The organism is Croceicoccus sp. YJ47 (assembly GCF_016745095.1).
Classification (GTDB): Bacteria; Pseudomonadota; Alphaproteobacteria; order Sphingomonadales; family Sphingomonadaceae; genus Croceicoccus.
This window is the reverse complement of record NZ_CP067087.1, coordinates 3,205,897-3,229,697: the sequence shown is the minus strand read 5'-3', so window position 1 is coordinate 3,229,697 and position 23,801 is coordinate 3,205,897. Positions and strand designations below refer to the sequence as shown.

Below are 23,801 nucleotides of genomic sequence, written 5' to 3'. Positions count from 1 at the left end.
AATAAGCGTTGCGGTAAAGGTGCAGGATCGGCGCGCGGCCGGGCGTTCAATCCGCCTTTGCGGGATAGATCTGTTCCGGTCCCGGAAATTCGCGGGCGCGCACGTCGCGGGCGTATTCGGACGCCTTTTCCGAAATGAATTCAGCGATGTCGCCGTATTTCTTCACAAAGCGTGGCACCCGTTCGAACATGCCGAGCATGTCTTCGGTGACGAGAACCTGCCCGTCGCACCGGGCCGATGCGCCGATCCCGATGACAGGGACCGCGACCGCCGCGGTGAGCGCGATGGCGATATCCTCCACCACCCCTTCGGCGACGACGGCAAAGGCGCCGGCCTCGGCAACCGCGCGGCCATCGGCAATGATTTTCGCATGTTCCGCCTCGCTGCGCCCGCGGGCCATGTACCCGCCCAGCGCATTGACCGCCTGCGGGGTCAGCCCGACATGCGCCATGACCGGAATGCCCCGCGCCGAAAGGAACGCGATGGTGTCGGCCATCGCCGTTCCCCCCTCCAGCTTGACCGCGGCGGCGCCGGTTTCGGCCATGATCCGGCTCGCATTTTCAAAGGCGTGCTGTGGCGATGTCTCGTAACTGCCGAACGGCATGTCGACCACGACCAGCGCGTGATACGATCCGCGCACGACGGCGGCGCCATGGGCGCACATCATGTCCATCGTCACGGCCAGCGTCGATGGCAGGCCGTAAATCACCTGCCCCAGCGAATCGCCGACCAGCAGCATGTCGCAATGCGGATCGAGCAACTGTGCCTGCCGCGCGGTATAGGCGGTGAGCATGACGAGCGGTTCCGCCGTCTCTCCGTCCTGCTTGCGCCGGGTGATCTTGGGCACGGTGAGCCGTTTCATCGGCGCCGGCGTCGGCGTCGCCCGGCTGGTCGAGGTGTCGATCTGAAAAGTGGTAGACATGGTGGCGGCTTTTACCCGTGAACGCGAATATGGCAAAGCCCCGCTTGGAATGCGGGCCAAACCGTTGCAAGAGATATGAAACAAATGGTTACCGGGGGCGAAGGCAAAGATATGGCGGCACCAACACAAGACGCAGCGCATGAAGGCCCCGACCACGAAGGCCAAGCCCACGAAGGCCAAGCCCACGAAGGATGGTCCTCGCGCAGCGCGTTCATCCTGGCCGCGATCGGGTCGGCGGTCGGGCTGGGCAATCTGTGGCGGTTCCCGGCGGAGGCCGGCGCGAACGGGGGCGGGGCGTTCGTCCTGTTCTACATCTTCTGCGTCGTGCTGATCGGCTTGCCGGTGCTGTTGTCCGAAACGCTGATCGGGCGGTTCGGGCAGACGTCGGCACCGCAATCGGTGCTCAAGCTTGCGGCGGCATCGCGCGCGTCGCGCCATTGGGGCGCGCTGGCGTCGATCGGCGTGCTTTCGGCGTTTATCGTGCTGTCGTTCTACTGCGTCGTGGGGGGATGGGTGCTGTATTATATCGGCATCTTCGTATCCGACCTGTTCCACACCGGTGTCGCGGGCGGCGCGTTCCAGGGGCGCGACCCGGCGACGATCGACGCGATCCTGCCCGGCCTGTTCGGAAACGGGCCGTTGATGGTCGGGCTCGACGTGGTGTTCATCGCGGTCACGCTGTTCTTCGTGGCGCGGGGCGTTTCGGGCGGCATCGAATTCGTGGCGAAATGGATGATGCCGGCGTTTTTCGTGCTCATCGTGGCGATCACCATCTATGGCGCGTTTACCGGCGCCATGGGCGATACGGTGAATTACCTGTTCACGTTCGAGCCTGAAAAGCTGACGGGGGCAGTGATGCTGGCCGCGCTGGGACAGGCGTTCTTCTCGCTCTCGCTCGGCGTGGCGGGGATGATCACCTACGGGTCGTATGTGGGGCGCGACGTCAATCTGGCGGGCACGTCGCTCATCATCGCGGGCGCGGATACGGCCGTGGCGCTGATCGCGGGGCTGTGCATCTTTCCCATCGTGTTCCTCGCCGGGCTGGAGCCGAGCGCGGGGCCGGGCCTGATGTTCCAATCGCTGCCCATCGCGTTTCAGGACATGCCGGCGGGATCGCTCGTGGGGCTCTTGTTCTTCGTCATGGTGGCGTTTGCCGCGCTGACGAGTTCGGTCGCGCTGATGGAGGTGCCGACCGCCTGGATGATGGAGCGGTTCTCGCTTGCGCGCGGCCCGGCCAGCGGGATCGTGACCGCGGGGGCACTGGCGCTCGGCGTGCTGGCCGCATTGTCGTTCAATACGCTTTCGGATGCGCATCCGGCCGGTTTCATCCCCATGTTCGAAGGTTTGGGCTGGTTCGATTTCCTCGATTCGCTGACGTCGAAACTGTTGATGCCGATTGCCGCGGTGCTGACCTCGATTTTCGTCGGCTGGGTGGCGGAACGGCGCATCGTGGATAGCGAGACCGGCCTTGGCGGCGGGTTGCTGCGGGTTTATCTGGTGCTGGTGCGCTGGGTCTGTCCGGCGGCGTTGATGGCGATTTTGATCATCGGCATCTTCCCCTCGATCCTCGGCGCCTGACGCCCGGCATACGAAAAAGGGCCGCTCCGTGTGAAAGGAGCGGCCCTTTTGCTACGCTGCGCGGTGGATCAGAGCGCGGTTTCGGCCTGTCCGCCCTTGGTATCGTCGGTGATGTCCATGCCGAGCATCATCTTGGCCGTGGTGATCGCACCCATCTCGCCGGACCAGATCGACGCATCGCCCAAATCCATCCGCATCATCAGCAGGTTGGGATCGTCCTTGCCCTTGGGGAACCATGCCTCGACGGAATTGCTCCATTCCTTGTCGAGCCGTTCGCGGCTGGTTTCCTCGCTCAGCACGCCGTGGAAACGGGCGAACAGCTCGTGGTCCTTCGACGCGAAAGTGGCCGTGGCCGGACCCATCGTGGCGAAACGATTGTCGCGATAGGTGAAGAACCAGATCGCGCTATCGGCATGCTTGTCGAGCTGCGCAGTCATGGGTGCGAGCCAGATCCGGGTCGGCATCGAGTTGCAGCATGACGAAGGGCGATTTCGCCATCTTTTCCCAGAATTCATGCTTCAGTTCGTCGGCGTCGCCTTGATCGTACATTGTCGGTCCTTTCGTTGTTTTCTCCTTAACGGGTGGGGACGGCGCGCGTTCCGCCTTTGCACACGCCTGTGGATGAAATGCGGAGATCGCGGAGCATGACAATGGACGCAACGAACGGAACATAATAAGAACATAGCCGTTGCCTCCACAACCGTGAAAGACCGATTCGCCGGAAAAATACCGCCATGAACAAGACCCGCCCCGATCCCGTTCCCGACCTTCCCGACGGCCTTTTCGCGGCCAGCCGGCTGTCGCCTTCGCATATGCGCGGGGCAGGGGGGGAGTGGCGCCCCGGCATGGGGTTTCGCGGTGCCGGCGATATTTTCGGACAGGGGCGGGAGGCCGCCGCCGCCGCGCTCGCACTGGCGCTGGCGCAGGAGGCCCCGCGCGACATGGGGCACGCCGCACTGAACGCGGCGAAGGCTGCACGGGTGGAGGCGGCGGATGACCGCGCGTTCCTCTGGGTGCAGGACCGGGCCGCGATCCGCGTGGGCGGGCGACCCTATCTGCCGGGCCTGCCCGATGCGTTGCGCCACCGGATGATCCATGTCGCGGCGCGCGATGCGGGCGATGCGCTCTTTGCGCTGGAGGAGGGGGTGCGGTGCCGCGATCTCGCCTTTGTCATCGGGGAGATCGCGGGCAATCCGCGCGCGCTGGACTTTACCGCCTCGCGCCGGCTGGTGCTGGCCGCGGAACGGCATGGCGTGCCGTTGTGGCTGGTGCGGCCCGATGCGCGGCGCGATCTTGGCGCAGGGCGGATGCGGTGGGAGGTGTCCGCCGCCCCGTCGCAGCCGCCGCGATGGAACGCGAACGCGCCCGGGGCGGCGCGCTGGCACGGCGAATTGTTCCGCGCCCGCGGCCTGCGCCCCGGTGCGTGGTGGATCACGCAGGATATTGCAGGACAGGACCATGACCGCAGCCAACACGAAAGGCAGCCCCTGCGCGCCGCCCCGGCGGGTGCTGGCGATCTGGCTGGCGCGGCTGGCGATCGATCGCTGGCGGTGGCATCGGCCCGCGCCTGAGGGGCACGCGCCTTTGGAGGGGGCGGGCGAGGACGCCGCCCCCGTCGCGCTGATTACCGAAACCGCGCACGGACCGCGCATTGCCGCGACCAACCACGCGGCGGAGCGGCACGGCGTGCGCGCGGGCACCATGCTGGCCGATGCGCGGGCGGTATGCCCGCAGATTGCCGTGCATCCCGCCGATCCCGCGGGCGATCTCGCCTTTCTCGAACGGCTGGCCGTGTGGGCACAGCGCTGGGGACCGTGGAGCGCGCTCGACCCGCCCGACGGGGTCATCGTCGACATCACCGGCGCGGCGCATCTGTTTGGCGGGGAAAGACGATTGATCGGCGATGCCGCCGCGATCCTCGCCGCGCGCGGATTGACGGCGCGCATCGCCATCGCGCCCACGGCGGGTGCGGCATGGGCGCTCGCGCATCATGGCCCGGCGCAGGCCATTGTCGCGCCCGATGACGACATGCCCGCGCGGCTGTCGCAATTGCCGGTGGCGGCGCTCCGGCTCGACGATGACGTGTTGCTGGTGCTGCGGCGGCTGGGGCTGAAACGGCTGGGCGATCTGCACGGGGTCGGGCGCGATGCGTTGACCCGCCGGTTTCGCGTGCGCCGGTCGGCGACGGCGAACCCGCTTTTGCGCTACGATCAATTGCTGGGCACGGTGCCCGAACCGTTGCTGCCCGTGGTGGGGGAAACCGCGCCCATGGTGCAGCGGCGGCTGATGGAGCCGATCCGCCATCTGCCGCTGCTCGAAATCGTGCTGTCCGATCTGGCGGAGGAGATGATGCGCCTGCTTGAAGGGAAGGGACGGGGCGCGCGCCGGCTGGAGCTGGGATGCTGGCGCGTGGATGGGGAGATGGTGGGCCGCCGGCTCGAACTCGCCGCCGCGACGCGCGATGCCGCCCACGTGTGCCGCCTGTTCACCGAAAAGCTGGACGGGATCGACGCGGGCTTCGGGATCGAGATGGTGCGCCTCACCGCAAGCTGGGCCGAGCCGCTCGATTTCAACCAGGCCGATCTCGACACGGCGGCGCAGGAACACGGCACCAGCCTTGCCGCGTGCGTCGACCGGTTGACCACCCGGCTGGGCGCGGATGCGGTGCGCCGCCCCGTCCCGCGTGCGAGCCATGTTCCCGAACGCTGCGTGAGATGGCAGGCGCCGCTCGCCCCGCAACCGGCGGCGCAGGCGGAAATGGCGTTCCATGCCCGCCCGTTGAAACTGCTCGACCGGGCGGAGCAGATCGCGGTGGTCTACGAAACGCCGGACGGCCTGCCGCGCCGGTTCCGCTGGCGCGGCGAATTGCACGAGGTCGCGCGGGCGGAGGGGCCGGAACGCATCGCGCCCGAATGGTGGCGCGAACGCTCGACCGTGCGGCTGCGCGATTATTACAGGATCGAGGACAGCGCGGGCCGGCGTTACTGGCTCTATCGCGACGGGATCGCGGGCGACGGGCGCGGCGGACCGCCCGCGTGGTATCTGCACGGGATCTACCCCTGAACGAGGGTTTGCACATCCTCCCGCACGGCGCGCAACGGGTGGCGCACCACCGGCGTCATCGGCGCGATCGACAGCCCGTCGCCATAACCCCATTCCGCCGCCCGCGCCGCCTGATCGAGCGTCATGTTCGGGACATCGGCATAATCCGCATTGCCGTCGCGCATTGCCATATCGACCGGCACCGGTTCGAGATCCAGAAACCGGTGCAACGCCGCGGTCCATGCATCGGGCCGTGCAACGAGATCCTCGTAACGCACGACCATGGCCCAGTGCAGCCGGGCCAGATCCCGCGCCACGATGTCATAGGCGTCGAGCGCGTAATCGACGAGTTCGGCAAACGGCCGGTCACTCCATTTCGCCAGCGCCCCCGCCATCGCCGCCGGGTGGCGCAGGAGGACGATGAATTGCGCCGTCGGAAACACTTGCTGGTAAAGGCGCATGCGGGTGAGGTTCACCGGCGATTTCTCGACCCGCCACGGTCCCGCCGTGTCGAACCACCGCGCCCAGTCCGCCTCGATCCTGTCCCGCGTGGCGAGCGTATCGTATCGGCACCCCTCGATCAGGTGTTGCGCCGGGTCGGTGGCGAAATGCCCCGGAATGCCGTGGGTTGCGTCGTGGGGAATGGCGCCCTGGAGATAGCATCCCTCGTTTTCGGGGACGGGCGCATTCGTGATCGCGGCGACCTGCGGATGGGCCGCGATCAGCCGCGCGGTCATGCTGGTCCCGGTGCGGTGCAATCCGGCGACGAAGGCATATCGGTGGGGGCGCGGCGTCACAGTCACAAGGCCATCCAATGAGCGGAACCGCCACCGGTTCCACCCGTTTCTCGCCACATGCGAAATTCTCCCGCTCGTCCCGCCCCGACCCGCCGGTCAAGACCGCCCCGTCTATGAAGATCGCCGTCGTCGCGCATATTCGCCACCCGCTCACCGAACCGTTCATGGGCGGGATGGAGGCGCATGCCGTGCAATTGTCGCGCGGGCTTCGCGATGCGGGGCACGACGTAACGCTGTTCGCGGCGCCGGGGGGCGAGGATCCCGACCTCGTGCCGATATGCGACGCGCCTTACGAGGCTGTCCTGCCCTGGGCGCAATGGCGCGGTACGCCCCGGCTCGACCGGTATCAACGTGCGGCCTTCGACCGGGCATGGACCGCGATCCGGGTGGGGTTTCGTAACCGCGAATTCGACGTGGTGCATAACAATTCGCTGTTCCCCGACCTCATCGAACGGGCGGCGGAGGAAGGCGTGCCGATGGTCACGTCGCAGCATGTGCCCCCTTTCGGAAAAATGCGGGAGGCGGTGCATGCCGTCGCCGGATGCAACCACGCGCAAATCACGCTGACTTCGCAGAGCCAGATGCCGCTCTGGCTCGCCGGATTGGGGCCGGACGGGGCACAGGCCCGCGATGCGCCCGCCAATTTTGCGGTCGTGCCCAATGGCGTGTCCTGCGCCGAATGGCAGCCCGCGACCCGCGGCGACCGCCTGTTATGGTATGGGCGGATCACCCCGAACAAGGGGCTGGCCGAGGCGATCGCCGCCGCGCGAGAGGCGGATGCCGCGCTCGACATCTACGGCCCGGTCGAGGACGAGCAATATTTCTCGGATCGCGTCGCACCCGCGCTCGGCCCCGATATTGTCTATAAAGGCCATGCCAGCGGCACTGTGCTCCGCGCCGCCGTGGCGCGGGCGCGGGCGGTGTTGGTGACGCCGATGTGGGACGAACCCTTCGGTCTCGTCGCGGCGGAGGCGCTCGCCTCAGGCGTTCCTGTCATCGCATTCGACCGCGGCGCCATGCGCGAGGTGATCGGCGATTGCGGGATCGTCGTACCGGCCAGCGATACCGGGGCCATGGCACGGGCCATCGGCGCTATTCACGCCATCGACCCCGCCCGATGCCGCCGCCACGCCGAAACCATGCTTTCCACCGCGGCGATGATTGCCGGGTACGAGGCGCGCTATTCCGCGGCGATCGAGGCCGCATCCTTCGCCGCGGCGCGTTCCAGCAGATCGAGCACGCGCGCGCTGCTGGCATAGGGCTGGTCCTCCTCCTGCCGGGTGAGGGCGAGGTCGCGCTCCTCCGGCTCGCGCAGTTTTACCCACCCCGCGCCGTCCCGCCGGGTCAGCCCCATGAGTGTGAACGCCCGCATCCAGTGCTGCATCGTGGGTTCGCCCCATTTTTCGGCAAAGCGATGCGCATTGGCCATCACGCTGTCGAGGTGATGCACAGGCGGCATGTGGTGCGGGTGATATTGATGATACGCCTTCGCCCCGCGCACCCATTGGAGCGGAAGTCCGCAGGCGGCGACCACGCGCCCGAAATCCGTATCCTCCCCGCCATAGCCGGTATAGCGTTCGTCGAAACCGCCGGTCCGCGCGAAATCCGCCGCCGATATGGCGAAGTTCAACGACCAGAAACACCGGTAATCCCGGCACGGCCCGACCGCAGCTTCGGGTGGGCCGGGGCGTTCGGAATGGCGCACGGAGACGCGTTCGAAATGCGCGAAATCCACGCCGTTCGCGGTCGCGCCGCGCGGCAGATAGCCGACCTCGCCCATCAGCACGCCTGTATGGTCGCGCGCGGCCTTCGCATAATCGCCGACGAGTGCGGGGTGCGGCACGCAGTCCACGTCGAGGAAGATCAGCAGATCGCCCGTCGCCCCGCCCGCCGCCGTATTCCGGCCCAGCGACAACGGCACGCCGTCGCTGCCCAGAACGATCTGCGTCACAGCGAACGGCGCCGCCGGCAGGTCATAGGGCGCATCCTGCAACACCGCCACGATCAGCTCGTCCGGTGCCCGCTCGCTCTCCATCAGGCCGAGCACCAGGTTGCGCAGATGCGCGGCCCGTCCGCTCGCCAGCGTGCATATCGAGATTTTCATGCGCAATCCTGCCTTTCGCGAAGGGGCACCCCTGCGCCCGCCCACAGATCGGTGGCGAGATGGTCGAGCCATCGTGCTGCCTGCGCCGCGGCATCGTCGCGCACCATGGCGCGTTGTCGTTCCGCGTGAATCGCGCGTGCCGCGTCCCACAATGCGCGCCATCGGCCCGCATGCGCTTACCAGTGCGGCGTGACGGCCGCGACCCCGGCGCGCGCCAGGGCATCCGCCTTGCGCAATTGCTCATCGAAATAGCGCCATTCGGGCACGACGATCCATGGTTTGCCAGCGGCGCACACCATCTGCACCGTGGTGTTGCCGCAGCTCGACACGATGCGATCCGCCGCCGCGATCCAGTCCTGCGGATTGTCGACCCATCCCATGTGGCGAAGATTGCCCGGCGGCGTTTCGTGCCATTCGCTCGCGATCGTGCCGATGGTGAACCATTGCGCCCCCGCATCGTCCCGCGCGCCGAGCGTAAGCGGCGCCGTCGGCGTACCCGTGCCGCCGCCGCCGGCAAGGACAAGGACGATCTCCGCATCCTGCGACAGGGATAGCCGCTCCCGCGCCGCGTCGCGCGTGGGCAGCGCGGTCATATCCACCCCGACACCGGGGGCGTAGTGGGTCTTCGCCTGCATCCAATGGGGTCGTTCCGGCTGCTCCAGATCGGCGTGGTAGGGGGCGAGAAGGCCGGCCGCAGCGGCGTAGGATGCCATGTGGCCGGGATCGGAGCGGTCGCCATGTTGCAGCACCGCGACATGCGGCACCGATGCGATCCGCGCGAGCTGGCCCAGCTCTGCCGAAACATCGGTCACGAACAAGGCGGGCGCCGCATCGTCGAACCACCCGGTAATCGCCGCGACCGCGCGCGTGATGGTGGACCATCCGACCGGCGCGCAATGCAGCGTATCGGGCGTCGGCATCGCGTCGAGCCGGGGCGGGGCGGCGCCCTCCGGCTCGAACAGCGAAGGAATGGCGATGCGCTCGATGCGCGGGTCGAGTTCCGGGAAAATATCGCTGCGCGCACAAAACAGGTTGACGGGGCGGCAATCGATAAGCCGGTTGGCGATCGCTGCGGCCCGTTCGGCATGGCCGCGCCCCTGATGATGGACGAAATAGCCGACCGCGCGACGCGGATCGCCGGTCATGCCGCGACGCCCCGCCGGCGCGCGAAACGATGGGCGACAATCCCCTCCAGCGTGCCTCCGGCATGATGGCGCCGGGTGAGGTAGACATTGTCCCGCTCGCTCAACCGTGCGAGCTCGGGCGCGTGATTGCCGACGAGGATCGCGTTGCGGCAATCGGTCAGCATGTCGATATCGTTGCCGCTGTCCCCGGCGGCGAAAACATCCTCTGGCGTGAGGCCGAGCGTGGTGGCGACATGGCGCATCGCCGCCGCCTTTCCGCCCTCCACGGGGAGGATGTCGAGCAGCTTTTCGTGGCTGAAGATCACGCGCGTCTTCAATCCCGCCCGGTCGAGCCGTTCGCGCACCTGCGCAAGCCGGGCGGGATCGTGGAGGAAATAGCTGCGCTTGAATTCGCGTTGCTCGCTGCGCCCCTGCGGCGTGAGGGTGGGCAGGTCGCGCAGGGCATCGTGAACCGCGTCGCCGTCCCATCCCCGTGCGAGGGACCGCGCATAATCGTGATCGGCGATACGATCCTCGCCCCGTTGCCAGTAGATCTCGCTCCCCACCGAGGTCACCCAGACGGAGGGAAAGGGGAGCGACCATTCGCGCAGGACACGCTGCGCCTCGAGGATGGAGCGGCCCGTCGCCACGCCAAAGACGGTGTCGCGATGGCGGGCGAGATAGGCGCTTAACCTCCGCGCACCTTCGGCGCATCCGGTGAGCGTATTGTCGATGTCGCAAAGGGCGAGCGCGCGGGGCACGGGCATAACGGCACGGTTCGCCACCACCCGCCCGGTCACTTCCCGCGCCAGCGCGACGAACCCGCTGGCATAGCGGTCCCAGCCCATCGAGCGCACACCCTCGCGCCCGCTGTTCGATGCGCGCAGCCATAATGGGCGATCCTCGATCAGGGTACGTACCGCATTTGCGATTTCGGCCCGGTCCGTCGGCTCCACCAGCAATCCGTTTTCCAGCTCGCCGACGATATCAGCCGGCCCGCCCCGGCATGTCGCCACCACGGGGAGGCCGTGCGACGCCGCCTCGATCAGGGTCAGGCCATAGGGTTCGGTCAGTGCCGGATTGACGAACACGCCGCCGCTGTCGCGGGCAAGGGCGTAGAGCGCCTGAACCTCGTCGCGCGAATGGTTGCGGGGCCACGCGACATGGCCATGCAGATCGTGACGGTCGATCGCGTCGGCAATGCCGGACAGCACGCGATCCTGCTCCGGCTCCCCGCCGACAAGCCCTTTGCGCAGACCGGCGAGCAGGACCAGATTGGCCCGGTGCCGCAATCGGGGATCGCGCCCGAACGCCTCGACCAGGGCGACGAGATTCTTCTTTGCCACCGGGCGCGCCACGGCGAGCACGATGGGCCTGTCCGCATGGCGCAGGAACGGGGCAATCATGGCCGCCGCCCCCGCACGCGCCGCGGCATCGGGCACCGTCATGTCGACGCCGGGACGCAGACGATGAATGCGCGCCGCATCGGCGGACGGGTAGGCGGGCAATTGGCGCTCACACTCGTCGACGGAGCTCGCCACGATAGCGTCGGCGCGGGCGATCGCCGCGTCCTCCTCCGCGATGCGCGCTTGCAACGTGGGCGTATCGCGGGGCGCCATCGCGCAATCGCGCTTGTCGATGCCGAGCGAATGGGCGGTGTAGATGAAGGGAATGCCCAGTTCGCGCCGGACCCGCGCCGCGACATCGGCCGCGTCGGCGAAATGAGCATGGATGAGATCGGGCAGCCGGTCCCGCGCGCGCAGATGGGTAATGAACGCGCGCGCGAAGGCATCCCGGTCGGCGGCAAGAGCCTCCTTCGCGAGATAGGCGCGGTTGCCGCTGTCGATCCGCGTGATGGACAGCTTGGGGCCGAGCGGTTCGTGCGCGCACCCATGGATCGCGCCGAGTTCGGGCGCGTCGAAGAGGCGTGTGACAATCTCTGCCTGCGTCACCGCGCCATGTGCGGCAAGCGCGCGCATCTCACCCAGGATATAGGCGATATGCCCGCCGGTATCTTCGGTAATGCCATAGGCAACGGGTTCGCCCCGCAAACATCCACCCAGCGCCAATGAAACGATATGCAAGGAATGATCCCCGGTCATGAAACCCGAACGTTCAATCGTTGCTGGCGATACCCGTTCCTCAAACTGATTAAGGTTAATACGTTTTTTCCGGCGGGCTGTCCGAAAGGGGGCGGAGCCTCGCCGGCGCCTGTTTGGTTCCGTTTTGTTCTGGCCTCTATCTAAAAGAACATTTATAGAACATAAAAAGAGGTGCCCATGGCTCAGAAACCGATTCTCGACCGATTGAAGATCCTCGCCGATGCGGCGAAATACGATGCGTCCTGCGCGTCGTCGGGGACGTCCAAACGGGACAGCCGCGGCGGCAAGGGCATCGGCTCGACCGAGGGGATGGGCATTTGTCACGCCTATGCGCCCGACGGGCGGTGCATCTCGCTGCTCAAGGTGCTGATGACCAATCATTGCATCTTCGATTGCCATTACTGCATCAATCGCAAGAGTTCGAACGTGGAGCGCGCACGCTTCACGCCGCAGGAGGTCGCCGATCTCACCATCGCATTCTACAAGCGCAATTATATCGAGGGATTGTTCCTGTCCTCCGGCATCGTGAAATCGTCGGATCACACGATGGAGCAATTGGTGGAGGCGGCCCGTATCCTGCGCGAGGAACATGATTTTCGCGGCTATATCCACCTGAAAACCATTCCCGAGGCGGACCCGGAGATCATTCACCGCGCCGGGCTTTATGCCGATCGCGTGTCGATCAATGTCGAATTGCCGACCGATGCCGGGTTGAACCGGCTGGCGCCCGACAAGAACGCAGGGCAGATCGACGGCGCGATGGGCCGCATGGGCAGCGACATCACGGAGGCGGTGGATGCGCGCAAGCGGTTCCGCCACGCGCCGCGATTTGCGCCTGTAGGCCAGTCGACGCAGATGATCGTCGGCGCCGACGGGGCGAGCGACACCGATATCGTCACCCGCGCCAGCAGCCTTTACTACCGGCATGCGCTGCGCCGCGTATATTACAGCGCGTTCAGCCCGATCCCCGATGCAAGCGCGGTCCTGCCGTTGAAGCGTCCGCCCTTGATCCGCGAACACCGGCTCTATCAATCGGACTGGCTGATGCGGTTCTACGGCTATTCGCCGCAGGAGGTCGGGCAGGCGGCGGGGGCGGACGGGATGTTGCCGCTCGACATCGATCCCAAGCTGGCCTGGGCTCTCAAATTTCGGGAGCAATTTCCGGTGGATGTGAACCGGGCTTCGCGTGAAATGTTACTGCGCGTGCCGGGGCTGGGCACGCGGGCGGTGGGGCAGATCCTGTCGGCGCGGCGGCATCGGCGGCTACGGCTGGACGATGTGGCGAAGATGACCGTGTCGCTCACGAAGGTGCGCCCGTTCCTCATTGCCGCAGACTGGCGCCCGACATTGCTGACCGACCGGGCCGACCTGAAAACGCTGATCGCCCCGCCGCAGGACCGGCAGCTGGAGCTGTTCGCCGCATGAGTGCGCCGGCGCAGGACAGGCTGGCTCATGTGAAGCTGGGCACCTATTATGTGGTACCCTTGGCCGAGAGCGACGATTTCGAGGGGTGGCGCGATCAGGCCCGCCGCCTGTTGATGGCGGATGTGCCGCCCGACCGCGTGGCGTGGACCGAACCGGGTGGAAGCGCCGGCGATCTGTTCACCCATGGCGACCGCCGCCTGCCCACCGCGCCCGGCGATGCGCCGCAGCCGCGCGTGTCGCGACGCTTCATGGATATTGCGAAGACTGTTATCCTTCACTCTGATCCGGAACGGTTTTCCATTCTTTACCGCACGCTCTGGCGGTTGCAGACGCGGCCCCGGCTGATCGAGGATGCCGCCGAGGGCGATATTCGCAAGCTGGCCGACATGGCCCGCGCGGTGCGGCGCGATATTCACAAGATGCGGGCCTTCCTGCGCTTTCGCGAAACGAAGGACGAGGACGGGACCGAGCATTACATCGCGTGGTTCGAACCGTTCCACCACATATTGCGGCACAATGCGGGCTTTTTCGTGCGGCGCTTCGCCAATATGCGCTGGTCGATCCTGACCCCGCGGGGGACGCTGCACTGGGACGGAGAGGTGCTGCGCGAAGGGCCGCCCGCCACCCGCGCCGACGCGCCGACCGGCGACGATGCGGAGGAATTGTGGCGCGGCTACTATGCCTCCATCTTCAACCCCGCGCGTCTGAAGATCGGCGCGATGATGAAGGAAATGCCGCGCAAATACTGGAAAAACATGCCCGAGGCGCAGATGATTCCCGCGCTTGTCGCGGGCGCGCAGGCACGGGAGGCGACGATGGTGAAGGCCGGCGAAATCGACATGGGCGAACGGCCCGAAACGCTGGCCGCGATCGAAAAGGCGATCCATGCCTGCGCCCGCTGCCCGATCGGCGAGCTCGACAATACCGCCGTCATGGGCGAAGGGCCGCGCGGTGCCCCCCTCATGATCGTGGGCGAACAACCCGGCGATCAGGAGGATCAGCAGGGCCGCCCCTTCGTCGGGCCGGCGGGGCAATTGCTCGACGTGCATCTTGAAAAGGCGGGCATCGACCGGGCCACCGCCTATGTCACCAACACGGTCAAGCATTTCAAGTTCACGCCCAAGGTCACGCAGCGTGGAAAGCGCCGCATTCACCAGTCGCCCACGGCGAAGGAGATCGACATCTGCCGCTGGTGGGTGGAGAGCGAACGCGCCATCGTGCGCCCGAAACTCGTGCTGGCACTGGGGGCGAGCGCGGCGCGCGGCATGCTGGGCAAGACGGTCAGCATCACCAAGGCGCGCGGCACCGCCCATCCGCTGGATGACGGAAGCGAATTGTGGGTGACGGCGCACCCGTCCTATCTCCTCCGCCTCGACGGCGCGGCGCGGGAGGAGCAGCAACGGCTTTTCGATGCCGATCTCGCCGCGGTGGCAGAGCGGCTGTCCGAACTGACCCATGCATAATGGCGATGTCCGATGCCCGATGCACCGCTGACCCCCGCACGCCGCCGGATTGAGGGCGATCCCGACGGCTTTGACCCGCCACCCCGCGCGCCCTTCGTGGAGCTGGGGCTGATCAGCTGTTTCTCGTTCCTGCGCGGGGCTTCGGATGCGGTCGATCTGGTCGAGACCGCGCGGGCGCTGGGCTATGATGCGATGGGCATTGCCGACGTCAATTCGATGGCGGGCGTGGTGCGCATCCATACCGAGGCGCGGACGGCGAAGCTGCGCCCCGTCATCGGTTGCCGCATCGAAACGGTGGAGGGGCTGGCCTTTCTCGCCTATCCCACCGACCGCGCCGCCTATGGCCGGTTGTGTCGCCTGATTTCCACCGGGCGGATGCAGACGCTGAGCGGTGAGTGGCAGGACAAGGGCGTGTGCGAGATCGATCTCGCCATGCTCGCGAACCATGCCGAGGGGGTGCAGCTGATCGCGGTGCCGTAGGCCGATCTTGCCACGCAATTCACGATTTGCGCGCCGGGCAATGTCGTCGCCTTTCCCGGTGCCGAACAGCCCGTGGCCGATGGCCGCATGACGGGATGTTTCGAGACCTTGCTGCCCCATCTGTCCCGCATGTTGCCGAGCCTGCGCCATGTCGCGGCCAGCCTCGTCTATATCGGTGACGATTTGGCGCGGATCGCGCAGCTCGACCGGATGGCGCGCGCCCATGGCATGGCGATCCTCGCCACCAATGACGTGCATTATCATGCGCCCGGATGCCGCCCGCTTCAGGATGTGATGACCGCGATCCGGCACAAGACCACGGTGGCGAAGGCGGGCCATCTGCTGCACGCCAATGCGGAACGCTATCTGAAAGGGCCGGAGGACATGGTCCGGCTGTTCCGCGACTGGCCCCATGCGATCGCGGCGGCGCGGGAGGTTGCCGATGCCTGCGATTTCAGCCTCGACGAATTGCGCTACGAATATCCGGAAGAGATCTATCCCGACGGGCAGACGCCGCAGGGCTATCTGGAGGCACAGACGTGGGAGGGGGCAAAACGACGATATCCCAATGGTTTGCCGGATAGTATTCGCGCAACGCTGGAACGCGAGCTGGCGTTGATCGGGAAGCTCGACCTCGCGCGCTATTTCCTGACCATCAAGGATATCGTCGATTTCGCACGTGGGCAGGAACCGCCCATCCTGTGTCAGGGGCGGGGCAGCGCGGCCAATTCGGCGGTGTGCTATTGCCTCGAGATTACCTCGGTCGATCCGGCGCGCCATGCGCTTTTGTTCGACCGCTTCATATCGGAGGAACGCAAGGAGCCGCCCGATATTGACGTCGATTTCGAACACGAACGGCGCGAGGAGGTGATCCAGCATATCTACAGGACATACGGGCGGCAGCGGGCCGGGCTGTGCGCGACGGTGATCCATTACCGCCCGCGCATGGCCATCCGCGAGGTGGGCAAGGCGATGGGTCTGTCGGAGGATGTGACATCCGCGCTCGCCGGGACGGTATGGGGCGGCATGGGCCGGGAAATCGGCGAGGCGCACGCGGCGGAAACCGGGCTCGACATTACCGATCCACATTTGCGGCGGGTTTTGAAGATTACGCGGCAAATGATTGGAATGCCGCGCCATTTGTCGCAGCACGTTGGCGGTTTCATCCTGACCGAAGGGGCGCTGACCGAAACCGTGCCGATCGGCAATGGGGCGATGCCGGACCGCAGCTTCATCGAATGGGACAAGGACGATATCGAGGCGCTGGGCATTCTGAAAGTCGACGTCCTGGCGCTCGGCATGCTGACCTGTATTCGCAAATGTCTCAACCTCGTCGGCGATCATCATGGCCGCCGGATGACGCTGGCCACCGTCCCGCGCGAGGATGCCGAAACCTATGCCATGCTGCGCAAGGGCGACAGCCTCGGCGTGTTCCAGGTGGAAAGCCGGGCGCAGATGAACATGCTGCCGCGCCTTCGCCCGCGCGAATTCTACGATCTTGTGATTCAGGTCGCGATCGTGCGTCCCGGCCCGATTCAGGGGGACATGGTGCACCCCTATCTGAAACGCCGGCGCGGCGAGGAGGCGGTACAGATCCCCGCACCCGGTCCCGCGCATGGCCCGCCCGACGAATTATCCTCGATCCTCGGCCGGACGCTGGGCGTGCCGATCTTTCAGGAGCAGGCGATGAAGATCGCGCTCGACGCCGCGAAATTTTCCAGCGTCGAGGCGAACCGCCTGCGCAAGGCGATGGCCACGTTCCGGTCGCGCGGCATGGTCGACGAATTGCAGGACATGATGGTCGAACGCATGGTGGGGCGCGGGTACGACCGCGAATTCGCGCAGCGGTGCTTCAACCAGATCCGCGGTTTCGGCGAATATGGCTTTCCCGAAAGCCACGCGGCGAGCTTTGCGCATCTGGTCTATGTGTCGAGCTGGCTGAAATGCCATTACCCGGCCGCGTTTGCCTGCGCCCTGCTCAATTCGCAGCCGATGGGATTTTACGCGCCGGCGCAGATCGTGCGCGATGCCGCCGAACATGGCGTGGAAATCCGGCCCGTGGACGTGAACCGGTCGCAATGGGACTGCACGCTGGAGCAGGCGGGGGAGCAGGCGGGGCGGGGGCGCATGGCGTTGCGCCTCGGCTTTCGTCAGGTGGACGGGTTCCCCGAACATGTCGCCGCGATGGTGATCGATGCGCGCGATGCAGGCGGCGATTTCGCCGATGTCGCGGCCATTCGCGAACGATCCGGCATTCCGGTCGCACATGTCGAGCGGCTTGCCAGCGCCGATGCGTTCGGGTCGCTGAACCTCGCGCGGCGGCAGGCGCTCTGGGATGCGCGCAGCCTGGTGTCCGCCCCGGCGCTGCCCTTGTTCGCCCATGCCGATGCGCGCGACGAAGGGGCAGAGGCCGTGCCCACCCGCCTGCCGTCGATGCCCATGTCGGAGGAGGTCGTCGCCGATTACCAGACGACGCGCCTGTCATTGAAAGCGCATCCGATGGCGTTCCTGCGGGCCGATCTGGCCGAGCGGGGTTTCGTGCGGGCCTGCGACCTGCGCGCGCGCAAGTTCCGCTCGATGATCCATGTCGCGGGCGTGGTGCTGATCCGGCAGAGGCCGGGCAGCGCGAAGGGCGTGTGCTTCATCACGCTGGAGGATGAGACCGGCGTCGCGAATCTCGTCGTGTGGCCCGATCTCAAGGAGAAATATCGCAAGGTGGTGATGGGCGCACGCCTGATGGAAGTGCGCGGGCGCGTCGAATATGACGACGACGTGGTCCATGTCATTGTGCAGCACATGGTGGATGCGACCCCGGCATTGATGGCGCTGTCCGACGACCTGATCCGTACCGATCTGGCCCGTGCCGACCATGTGAGCCACCCGTTGCCGACGAAATTCGGCCCGCGCGACGAATTGCGGGAGGGGCGCGACGATCCTGCCCATCCCAAACCCCCGCTCGACCCGTGGCAGCCGCCACCCGGCGACAATCGCGAATGCGGCTTTCGCGGCGGCCATCCGCGCAATGTCAGGATACTGCCGCGCTCTCGTGACTTTCATTGAGGATGGATGTCTTTTCGCGCCTGCCCGCCCGTTCGCTGTTCCGCATGGACCGTGTGTTCATCGGTGCCATGATCCTTGCCGCACTGGCGCTGGCCGCGAATGGATGGATTGCGGCCCATCCGGAGCACGATCCGCGCGCGCCCCTCGCCTTGAACGGGCCGGAAGGGATGGCGACATCGCGCAAGCTGGCCGCGCTGCGCACCGATCCGGCGCAGTGCCGCGGCGCGCTCGAACAGGCGGAGATCGCGTTCGACGATCTCGACCCGGTGGGTGAGGGGGCATGTCGGCGCGACGACCGGCTGCGCGTTGTCCCGGCGCCGGAACGCGGCCTTGCCTTTGCGCCGGCGCGTCCGGAAACGACCTGCGCGGTGCAGGCGGCAATGGCATGGTGGCTGGATAAAAGCGTGCAGCCCATGGCGGAGGAATTGTTGAACAGCCGCGTCGCCCGGATCGAGCAGCTCGGCACCTATAGCTGCCGCCGGGTGAATGGCGCCGACACCGGCCGGTGGAGCGAGCACGCCACGGGCAATGCCATCGACATCGCCGCATTCGTGCTGACCGACGGACGCCGCATATCGGTGCAGCGCGACTGGTGGACCGGCGCGGGCACGCCCGATGCCGAGGGCACGTTCCTCTTCGCGGTGCGGGACGGGGCGTGCGACGCGTTCGGGACGGTCTTATCGCCCGATTACAATGCGCTGCACGCCGATCATTTCCATCTTGACCAGTCGCCGCGCGGTTTCGGCTCGTTCTGCCGGTAGGTCAGACCGCCTCGAACGCATAGTAGGCCGAACGCACCGTGCGGACCGGATCGGTGCTGTTCTCGATGGTCAGCCCCTTGCGCAGGCGGCGAATATGCACATCGACCGTGCGCAATTCGATGTCGCTCCCGGTGCCCCATACGGCGTCGAGCAATTGCACGCGCGAAAACACCCGCCCGGGATGCTCCATGAAGAATTTCAGCAGGCGAAACTCCGTCGGTCCCAGTTGCAGTGATTGCCCCCGCCGCGTGGCCCGATGGCTCGTCGCGTCGAGCCGGATGTCGCCAACCTCCAGCATTTCACCGGCCAGCGCGGGCCGCACCCGCCGCAGCACCGCACCGACGCGCGCAATGAGCTCACGCGGGGAAAACGGCTTGGTCAGATAATCGTCCGCGCCGGTTTCGAGACCGCGAATCCGGTCCTCCTCCGCATCGCGCGCGGTCAGCATGACGATCGGTACATGCGCCGTGCCCTTGCCCCGGCGCAGGCGGCGGCAGATCTCGATCCCGCTCGTCCCCTCCACCATCCAGTCGAGAATGACGAGATCGGGGGCCTGTTCCTCGGCCAGGAGCAACGCCTCGTCGCCATCGGGGGTGGAGATGACCTTGTAGCCTTCGGCCTCGAACCGGTATTGCAGCAATTCGGCGAGCGACAGATCGTCCTCGACGAGGAGAAGGCGGGGGGAGGGCACGTCTGAAACTCCTGTATTCGCGAAACCGGCCACAGTCTCACACGCGCAACGTTACCGCCTTATGACAATTGCGACCGCGATTTAACGGCGATCCTCGTCGGGCGGGTAATCGCCCGTCGCCGCAAAGTGCACCATTTCGGCGACATTGGTCGCATGGTCGCCGACACGTTCGATATTGCGCGCCACGAACAGCAACTGGGCCGCGCTGCTGATCGTGGCGGGGTTTTCGACCATGTGCGTGACGAGATTGCGGAAGATGCTGTCGTAGAACGCATCGACCTTTTCATCCATGGCGATGACCTCGCGGGCAAGGACGGGGTCGCGCGCGGCATAGGCGGTGAGCACGTCATGCACCATTTCGGTCGCGACCTCGCCCATCGCGGGCAGCAGGGTGAGCGGTTCGAAATGGCGGCGCCCCTCGATCTTGCCGACGCGTTTCGCGATGTTCTTCGCATAATCGCCGATGCGTTCGACGACGCCGGCGATCTTCAGCGCGGCAATCACCTCGCGTAAATCATCCGCCATGGGCGCGCGCAGGGCGATGATGCGCACGGCGAGCCGGTCCACCTCGGTTTCGAGCGCGTCGATCTCCTTGTCGCGCTTCACGACCTTTTCGGCGAGATCCTCGTCGCCGTTGACCATCGCATCCAATGCTTCCTGTACCGACAGCTCGGACAGGCCGCCCATCTCCGCGATCAGGCCGCGCAGCCGGGTGATGTCCTCTTCGAAAGCCTTGACCGTGTGTTCCATCGTCAACCGTACCGTCCGGTAATGTAATCCTTTGTCCGCTCTTCACGGGGATTGGTGAATATCGCGCTTGTCTTGTCGTATTCGACTAGATTGCCAAGGTGAAAAAAGGCTGTGCGCTGGGATACGCGTGCGGCCTGCTGCATCGAGTGGGTGACGATGACGATGGCATAATTGCCGCGAAGATCGTCGATCAGCTCCTCGATCCGGGCCGTGGCGATGGGGTCCAGCGCGGAACACGGCTCGTCCATGAGAATCACCTCGGGATCGACCGCGATGGCGCGGGCAATGCAAAGCCGCTGTTGCTGCCCGCCCGAAAGCGCGGTGCCCGAATCGGTCAGCCTGTCCTTCACCTCTTCCCACAGCCCTGCGCGTTGAAGCGAGCGTTCGACGATCTCGTCCATCTCGGTCTTGCCGGACGCCAGGCCATGGATGCGCGGGCCATAGGCGATGTTTTCATAGATGGATTTCGGGAACGGGTTGGGCTTTTGAAACACCATGCCGACGCGGGCGCGCAATTGCACCACGTCCATTTTCGACCGGTATATATCCTCCCCGTCGAGGAGGATTTCCCCGTCCACGCGCGCCGCCGCGATGGTGTCGTTCATGCGGTTGAGGCTGCGCAAGAAGGTAGACTTCCCGCAGCCCGACGGCCCGATGAACGCCGTGACATAGCGGGTGTGAATGTCGATCGACACGTTATCGATCGCTTTCTTCTCGCCATAATAGACCGACACGTTGCGCGCCGACATTTTCGCAGGGCCGGCATCGGCGAAGGGATTGTCCGCGTCCTCACCATGCGTTTCGTCGAGATTCTGATCCGTCATTTTCAACACTCACCAGCGCCTTTCGAAGCGATTGCGCAGATAGATGGCCAGCCCGTTCATCAATAGCAGGAAAACGAGCAGCACGATGATCGCCGCCGAGGTCCGTTCGACGAAACCGCGATTGATTTCGTCGGACCACAGGAAAATCTGCACCGGCAATACGCTGGACGGCGAAGTAAAGCCATCCGGCGGCGTCGCGACGAACGCGCGCATCCCGATCATGAGCAGCGGCGCCGTTTCGCCCAGAGCGCGGGCCATGCCGATGATCGTGCCGGTCAGAATGCCGGGCAGGGCGAGGGGGAGCACATGGTGAAACACCACCTGCACCTTTGACGCGCCGATGGCGAGCGCGCCGTCGCGAATCGACGGGGGCACGGCCTTGATCGCGTTGCGGTCGGAAATCACGATGACCGGCATCGTCATCAAGGCCAGCGTCATGCCGCCAATGAGCGGGGCCGAACGATAGTTTGGAAAGATCGCCAGGAACACGGCGAGGCCGAGCAGGCCGAAGATGATGGACGGCACCGCGGCGAGATTGTTGATCGACACCTCGATAATATCGGTCCATTTGTTCCGCGGGGCGTATTCCTCGAGGTAAAGCGCCGACAGCACGCCGATGGGAAAGGCGAGCGCCAGCGTCACCACCATGGTGAGCAGCGACCCCTTGAGCGCGCCCCAGATGCCCGCCTGCTGCGAATTGGTGGCATCGGCGCGGGACAGGAAGCCCCAGTCGACCGCGCGATAAAGCGCGCCCTAGGCCGCGAGCTGGTCGGCGAGCGCGCGCATCTGCGGTGTGCCTTCGCCGCGCAGGCCGGAGGCGAGATCCTCGCTCACGGGCACGGACACGGTCTGCTCCCCGCGGAGCATCGCGGGGTCTGCGATCAGCTGATCGGCGAGGTTGCGCCATGCCGCGGCATCGAGTTCGTCCGCCGCGTCCTGTCCATAGGCTTCGGTCGCGGAGAATTGCAGGATGTCGGCAAGCCCTGCGGATTCCAGCGCGGACTGCGCGCCCGGCTGCGAAAGCCGCATTTCGTCGATGGTCAGTCCCGCGCCGGAAAAATCGACCGGCACCCGCATTTCTGCGCGCGCAAACCCGGCGATCCCGTTCGAGGTCATCACGAAAAGCAGGAACGCCAGCACGAGCGCGGAGAAGATCACCGAACCCATGGCCAGATATTTGAACCGCTTTTCCGCGGCATAGCGTTTTTTGAGCCGCGCCGCGATGCGGGCATTGCGCGCCTCGCGCTGTGCATCGACGCTGGTGGTGGTCTCGCTCATGGCAGGCTCACTCATACGCTTCGCGGTAACGTTTCACCACGCGCAGCGCGATGAAATTGAGGATGAGGGTCACGGTGAACAACACCATGCCCAGTGCAAAGGCCGACAGCGTCGCGGGATGGTCGAAACTTCCCTCGCCCGTCAGCATGGCGACGATCTGATAGGTGACGGTGGTCATGCTTTCGAACGGATTGCCAGTGAGGTTCGCGGCGGCGCCGGCGGCCATGACGACGATCATCGTTTCGCCAATCGCCCGGCTGACGGCGAGCATCACGCCCGCCACGATGCCCGGAAGCGCCGCGGGGATCAGCACCTTGCGAATGGTTTCCGATTTCGTTGCGCCCATCGCCAGGCTGCCATCGCGCATCGAGGAGGGCACGGCGGCGATGGAATCGTCCGCCATCGAGGATACGAACGGGATGATCATCACGCCCATGACGAGGCCGGCGGCAATCGCGCTCTCGCTGCTGGCATTGGAAATGCCGATCGCGCGGGCCCAGTCGCGAATGACCGGCGCCACGGTCAACGCCGCGAAATAGCCATAGACCACCGTCGGTACGCCGGCGAGGATTTCCAGCATCGGCTTCATCACCCGGCGCAGGCGGTCGTTCGCATATTGGGTGAGGTAAATCGCGCTGAACAGGCCGAGCGGGATCGCGACGAGCATGGCGATGATCGCACCGATATAGATCGTGCCCCAGAACAGCGGGAGCGCGCCGTAATCCTCGCCCGCGGTATAGGCGGGATCGCCCATCGGATTGGGCGACCATTGCGTGCCGAAGAGAAAATCGATCGGCGACACCATGCCGAAAAACCGGACGGTTTCGAACAAGAGCGAGACCAGAATGCCCAGCGTCGTCAAAATCGCGACCAGCGAGGCCAGCAGCAGCGCCAGCATCACCGTACGCTCCACCCGGGTGCGGGCGGTAAAGTCGGGCTTCACCCGCAGGAACGACCACACGCCCGCCACAAAGGCGATGAGCAGCGTCACCACGACCCCGATGATGCCATAGCGGGTCAGCGCGTCGCGGGCCGGCTCGACCAGCGGCTGCGCCAGCGGGTTGAACACGCCCTGTGCATTGCCGCGCGCGACGGCCATGGCCTCCGCGATGATGCTGTCGCGGGTCATGCCGAATTCGGGCAGCGCGCCCGCCGCCGGATGCGAGGTGACGGCCTGCATCACGAGCTGCGGGCTGATGATGGCCCATACGGTCGCGAACAGGACGGCGGGGACGAAGACCCACAGGCCCACGTACCACGCATGATACGACGGCAGCGAATGCAGCCGACCAGGCGTGGACGCGGCCATGGCCCAGGCGCGCGAGCGCGCCGCCAGCCACCCGACCAGACCCAGGCCGAGAGCGAGAAGGACGAAGATGGCTGGAGACATGACGGCGGGT

At 66.0% G+C, this 23,801-nt stretch carries 17 protein-coding genes and 2 pseudogenes; 8 read left to right on the top strand and 11 right to left on the bottom strand.

From position 1 onward, the window contains the following. Positions 1–46: 46 nt before the first annotated feature. On the bottom strand, positions 47–922 hold the full coding sequence (gene panB, locus JD971_RS15740; RefSeq protein WP_202084864.1) for a 3-methyl-2-oxobutanoate hydroxymethyltransferase: 876 nt from the start codon (positions 920–922) through the stop codon (positions 47–49). Between the two features lie 111 nt (positions 923–1,033). Here panB and JD971_RS15735 point away from each other — a divergent pair, with 111 nt between their 5' ends. Continuing rightward, positions 1,034–2,500 (top strand): sodium-dependent transporter, encoded by a 1,467-nt coding sequence (locus tag JD971_RS15735; protein ID WP_202084863.1) that lies wholly within the window; start codon positions 1,034–1,036, stop codon positions 2,498–2,500. Between the two features lie 68 nt (positions 2,501–2,568). Here JD971_RS15735 and JD971_RS15730 read toward each other — a convergent pair whose 3' ends face one another. Continuing rightward, a complete protein-coding gene (locus JD971_RS15730) occupies positions 2,569–2,964 on the bottom strand; it encodes a pyridoxamine 5'-phosphate oxidase family protein (protein ID WP_236672147.1) in 396 nt (131 codons plus the stop codon). Positions 2,965–3,234: 270 nt separating this feature from the next. Here JD971_RS15730 and JD971_RS15725 point away from each other — a divergent pair, with 270 nt between their 5' ends. Continuing rightward, positions 3,235–4,071, top strand: coding sequence for a hypothetical protein (locus tag JD971_RS15725; protein WP_202084862.1), 837 nt, complete (start codon positions 3,235–3,237; stop codon positions 4,069–4,071). Continuing rightward, complete coding sequence (locus tag JD971_RS15720) at positions 3,959–5,563, top strand: DUF6504 family protein (RefSeq protein WP_202084861.1); 1,605 nt, start codon at positions 3,959–3,961, stop codon at positions 5,561–5,563. The genes JD971_RS15725 and JD971_RS15720 overlap by 113 nt, the downstream gene beginning before the upstream one ends. Here the strand turns inward: JD971_RS15720 and JD971_RS15715 are convergent. Beyond that, complete coding sequence (locus JD971_RS15715) at positions 5,554–6,339, bottom strand: sulfotransferase (RefSeq protein WP_256435316.1); 786 nt, start codon at positions 6,337–6,339, stop codon at positions 5,554–5,556. The genes JD971_RS15720 and JD971_RS15715 overlap by 10 nt on opposite strands. Before the next feature lie 17 nt (positions 6,340–6,356). Here JD971_RS15715 and JD971_RS15710 point away from each other — a divergent pair, with 17 nt between their 5' ends. Next, positions 6,357–7,598 (top strand): glycosyltransferase, encoded by a 1,242-nt coding sequence (locus JD971_RS15710; RefSeq protein ID WP_202084859.1) that lies wholly within the window; start codon positions 6,357–6,359, stop codon positions 7,596–7,598. On the opposite strand, the gene JD971_RS15705 is transcribed toward JD971_RS15710, so the two are convergent. The 3 genes from JD971_RS15705 to JD971_RS15695 form a co-directional block, all read right to left on the bottom strand. Continuing rightward, complete coding sequence (locus tag JD971_RS15705) at positions 7,520–8,443, bottom strand: galactosyltransferase-related protein (RefSeq protein ID WP_202084858.1); 924 nt, start codon at positions 8,441–8,443, stop codon at positions 7,520–7,522. The two genes, JD971_RS15710 and JD971_RS15705, sit on opposite strands and share 79 nt — an antisense overlap. A gap of 176 nt (positions 8,444–8,619) precedes the next feature. Next, on the bottom strand, positions 8,620–9,588 hold the full coding sequence (locus JD971_RS15700; RefSeq protein WP_236672146.1) for a glycosyltransferase: 969 nt from the start codon (positions 9,586–9,588) through the stop codon (positions 8,620–8,622). Then, positions 9,585–11,669, bottom strand: a complete 2,085-nt coding sequence (locus tag JD971_RS15695) for an HAD-IIB family hydrolase (protein WP_202084857.1) — start codon at positions 11,667–11,669, stop codon at positions 9,585–9,587. Before JD971_RS15695 ends, JD971_RS15700 begins: the two co-directional genes overlap by 4 nt. Before the next feature lie 177 nt (positions 11,670–11,846). Here JD971_RS15695 and JD971_RS15690 point away from each other — a divergent pair, with 177 nt between their 5' ends. From JD971_RS15690 to JD971_RS15675, 4 genes and pseudogenes are all read left to right on the top strand, one after another. Further along, positions 11,847–13,094: a putative DNA modification/repair radical SAM protein gene (locus tag JD971_RS15690; protein WP_202084856.1), complete on the top strand. Its 1,248-nt coding sequence runs from the start codon at positions 11,847–11,849 to the stop codon at positions 13,092–13,094. After that, positions 13,091–14,557 carry a UdgX family uracil-DNA binding protein gene (locus JD971_RS15685; RefSeq protein ID WP_202084855.1) on the top strand — a complete coding sequence of 489 codons (1,467 nt, stop codon included), beginning with the start codon at positions 13,091–13,093 and terminating at the stop codon, positions 14,555–14,557. The genes JD971_RS15690 and JD971_RS15685 overlap by 4 nt, the downstream gene beginning before the upstream one ends. Positions 14,558–14,569: 12 nt before the next feature. Further along, positions 14,570–18,097 (top strand): annotated as a pseudogene (locus JD971_RS15680) (error-prone DNA polymerase). Between the two features lie 2 nt (positions 18,098–18,099). Then, entirely contained in the window at positions 18,100–18,858 is a 759-nt protein-coding gene (locus JD971_RS15675) for an extensin family protein (RefSeq protein WP_202084854.1), read from the top strand. 1 nt (position 18,859) lies between these two features. Here JD971_RS15675 and phoB read toward each other — a convergent pair whose 3' ends face one another. From phoB to pstC, 5 genes and pseudogenes are all read right to left on the bottom strand, one after another. Further along, positions 18,860–19,549 carry a phosphate regulon transcriptional regulator PhoB gene (gene phoB / locus JD971_RS15670; protein WP_202084853.1) on the bottom strand — a complete coding sequence of 230 codons (690 nt, stop codon included), beginning with the start codon at positions 19,547–19,549 and terminating at the stop codon, positions 18,860–18,862. Between the two features lie 81 nt (positions 19,550–19,630). Beyond that, positions 19,631–20,305, bottom strand: coding sequence for a phosphate signaling complex protein PhoU (gene phoU, locus JD971_RS15665; RefSeq protein ID WP_202084852.1), 675 nt, complete (start codon positions 20,303–20,305; stop codon positions 19,631–19,633). Next, positions 20,302–21,048, bottom strand: a complete 747-nt coding sequence (gene pstB / locus JD971_RS15660; RefSeq protein ID WP_236672405.1) for a phosphate ABC transporter ATP-binding protein PstB — start codon at positions 21,046–21,048, stop codon at positions 20,302–20,304. The genes phoU and pstB overlap by 4 nt, the downstream gene beginning before the upstream one ends. Positions 21,049–21,132: 84 nt before the next feature. Then, positions 21,133–22,401, bottom strand: a pseudogene (pstA, locus tag JD971_RS15655) (phosphate ABC transporter permease PstA). A gap of 7 nt (positions 22,402–22,408) precedes the next feature. Beyond that, positions 22,409–23,791 carry a phosphate ABC transporter permease subunit PstC gene (pstC, locus tag JD971_RS15650; RefSeq protein ID WP_202084849.1) on the bottom strand — a complete coding sequence of 461 codons (1,383 nt, stop codon included), beginning with the start codon at positions 23,789–23,791 and terminating at the stop codon, positions 22,409–22,411. Positions 23,792–23,801: the final 10 nt, after the last annotated feature.

Coding starts and splice junctions, on each gene's coding strand:
- panB (WP_202084864.1), bottom strand. CDS start 922: ATGTCTACCACTTTTCAGATCGACACCTCGACCAGCCGGGCGACGCCG.
- JD971_RS15735 (WP_202084863.1), top strand. CDS start 1,034: ATGGCGGCACCAACACAAGACGCAGCGCATGAAGGCCCCGACCACGAA.
- JD971_RS15730 (WP_236672147.1), bottom strand. CDS start 2,964: ATGCCGACCCGGATCTGGCTCGCACCCATGACTGCGCAGCTCGACAAG.
- JD971_RS15725 (WP_202084862.1), top strand. CDS start 3,235: ATGAACAAGACCCGCCCCGATCCCGTTCCCGACCTTCCCGACGGCCTT.
- JD971_RS15720 (WP_202084861.1), top strand. CDS start 3,959: ATGACCGCAGCCAACACGAAAGGCAGCCCCTGCGCGCCGCCCCGGCGG.
- JD971_RS15710 (WP_202084859.1), top strand. CDS start 6,357: ATGAGCGGAACCGCCACCGGTTCCACCCGTTTCTCGCCACATGCGAAA.
- JD971_RS15705 (WP_202084858.1), bottom strand. CDS start 8,443: ATGAAAATCTCGATATGCACGCTGGCGAGCGGACGGGCCGCGCATCTG.
- JD971_RS15700 (WP_236672146.1), bottom strand. CDS start 9,588: ATGACCGGCGATCCGCGTCGCGCGGTCGGCTATTTCGTCCATCATCAG.
- JD971_RS15695 (WP_202084857.1), bottom strand. CDS start 11,669: ATGACCGGGGATCATTCCTTGCATATCGTTTCATTGGCGCTGGGTGGA.
- JD971_RS15690 (WP_202084856.1), top strand. CDS start 11,847: ATGGCTCAGAAACCGATTCTCGACCGATTGAAGATCCTCGCCGATGCG.
- JD971_RS15685 (WP_202084855.1), top strand. CDS start 13,091: ATGAGTGCGCCGGCGCAGGACAGGCTGGCTCATGTGAAGCTGGGCACC.
- JD971_RS15675 (WP_202084854.1), top strand. CDS start 18,100: ATGGATGTCTTTTCGCGCCTGCCCGCCCGTTCGCTGTTCCGCATGGAC.
- pstB (WP_236672405.1), bottom strand. CDS start 21,048: ATGTCGGCGCGCAACGTGTCGGTCTATTATGGCGAGAAGAAAGCGATC.
- pstC (WP_202084849.1), bottom strand. CDS start 23,791: ATGTCTCCAGCCATCTTCGTCCTTCTCGCTCTCGGCCTGGGTCTGGTC.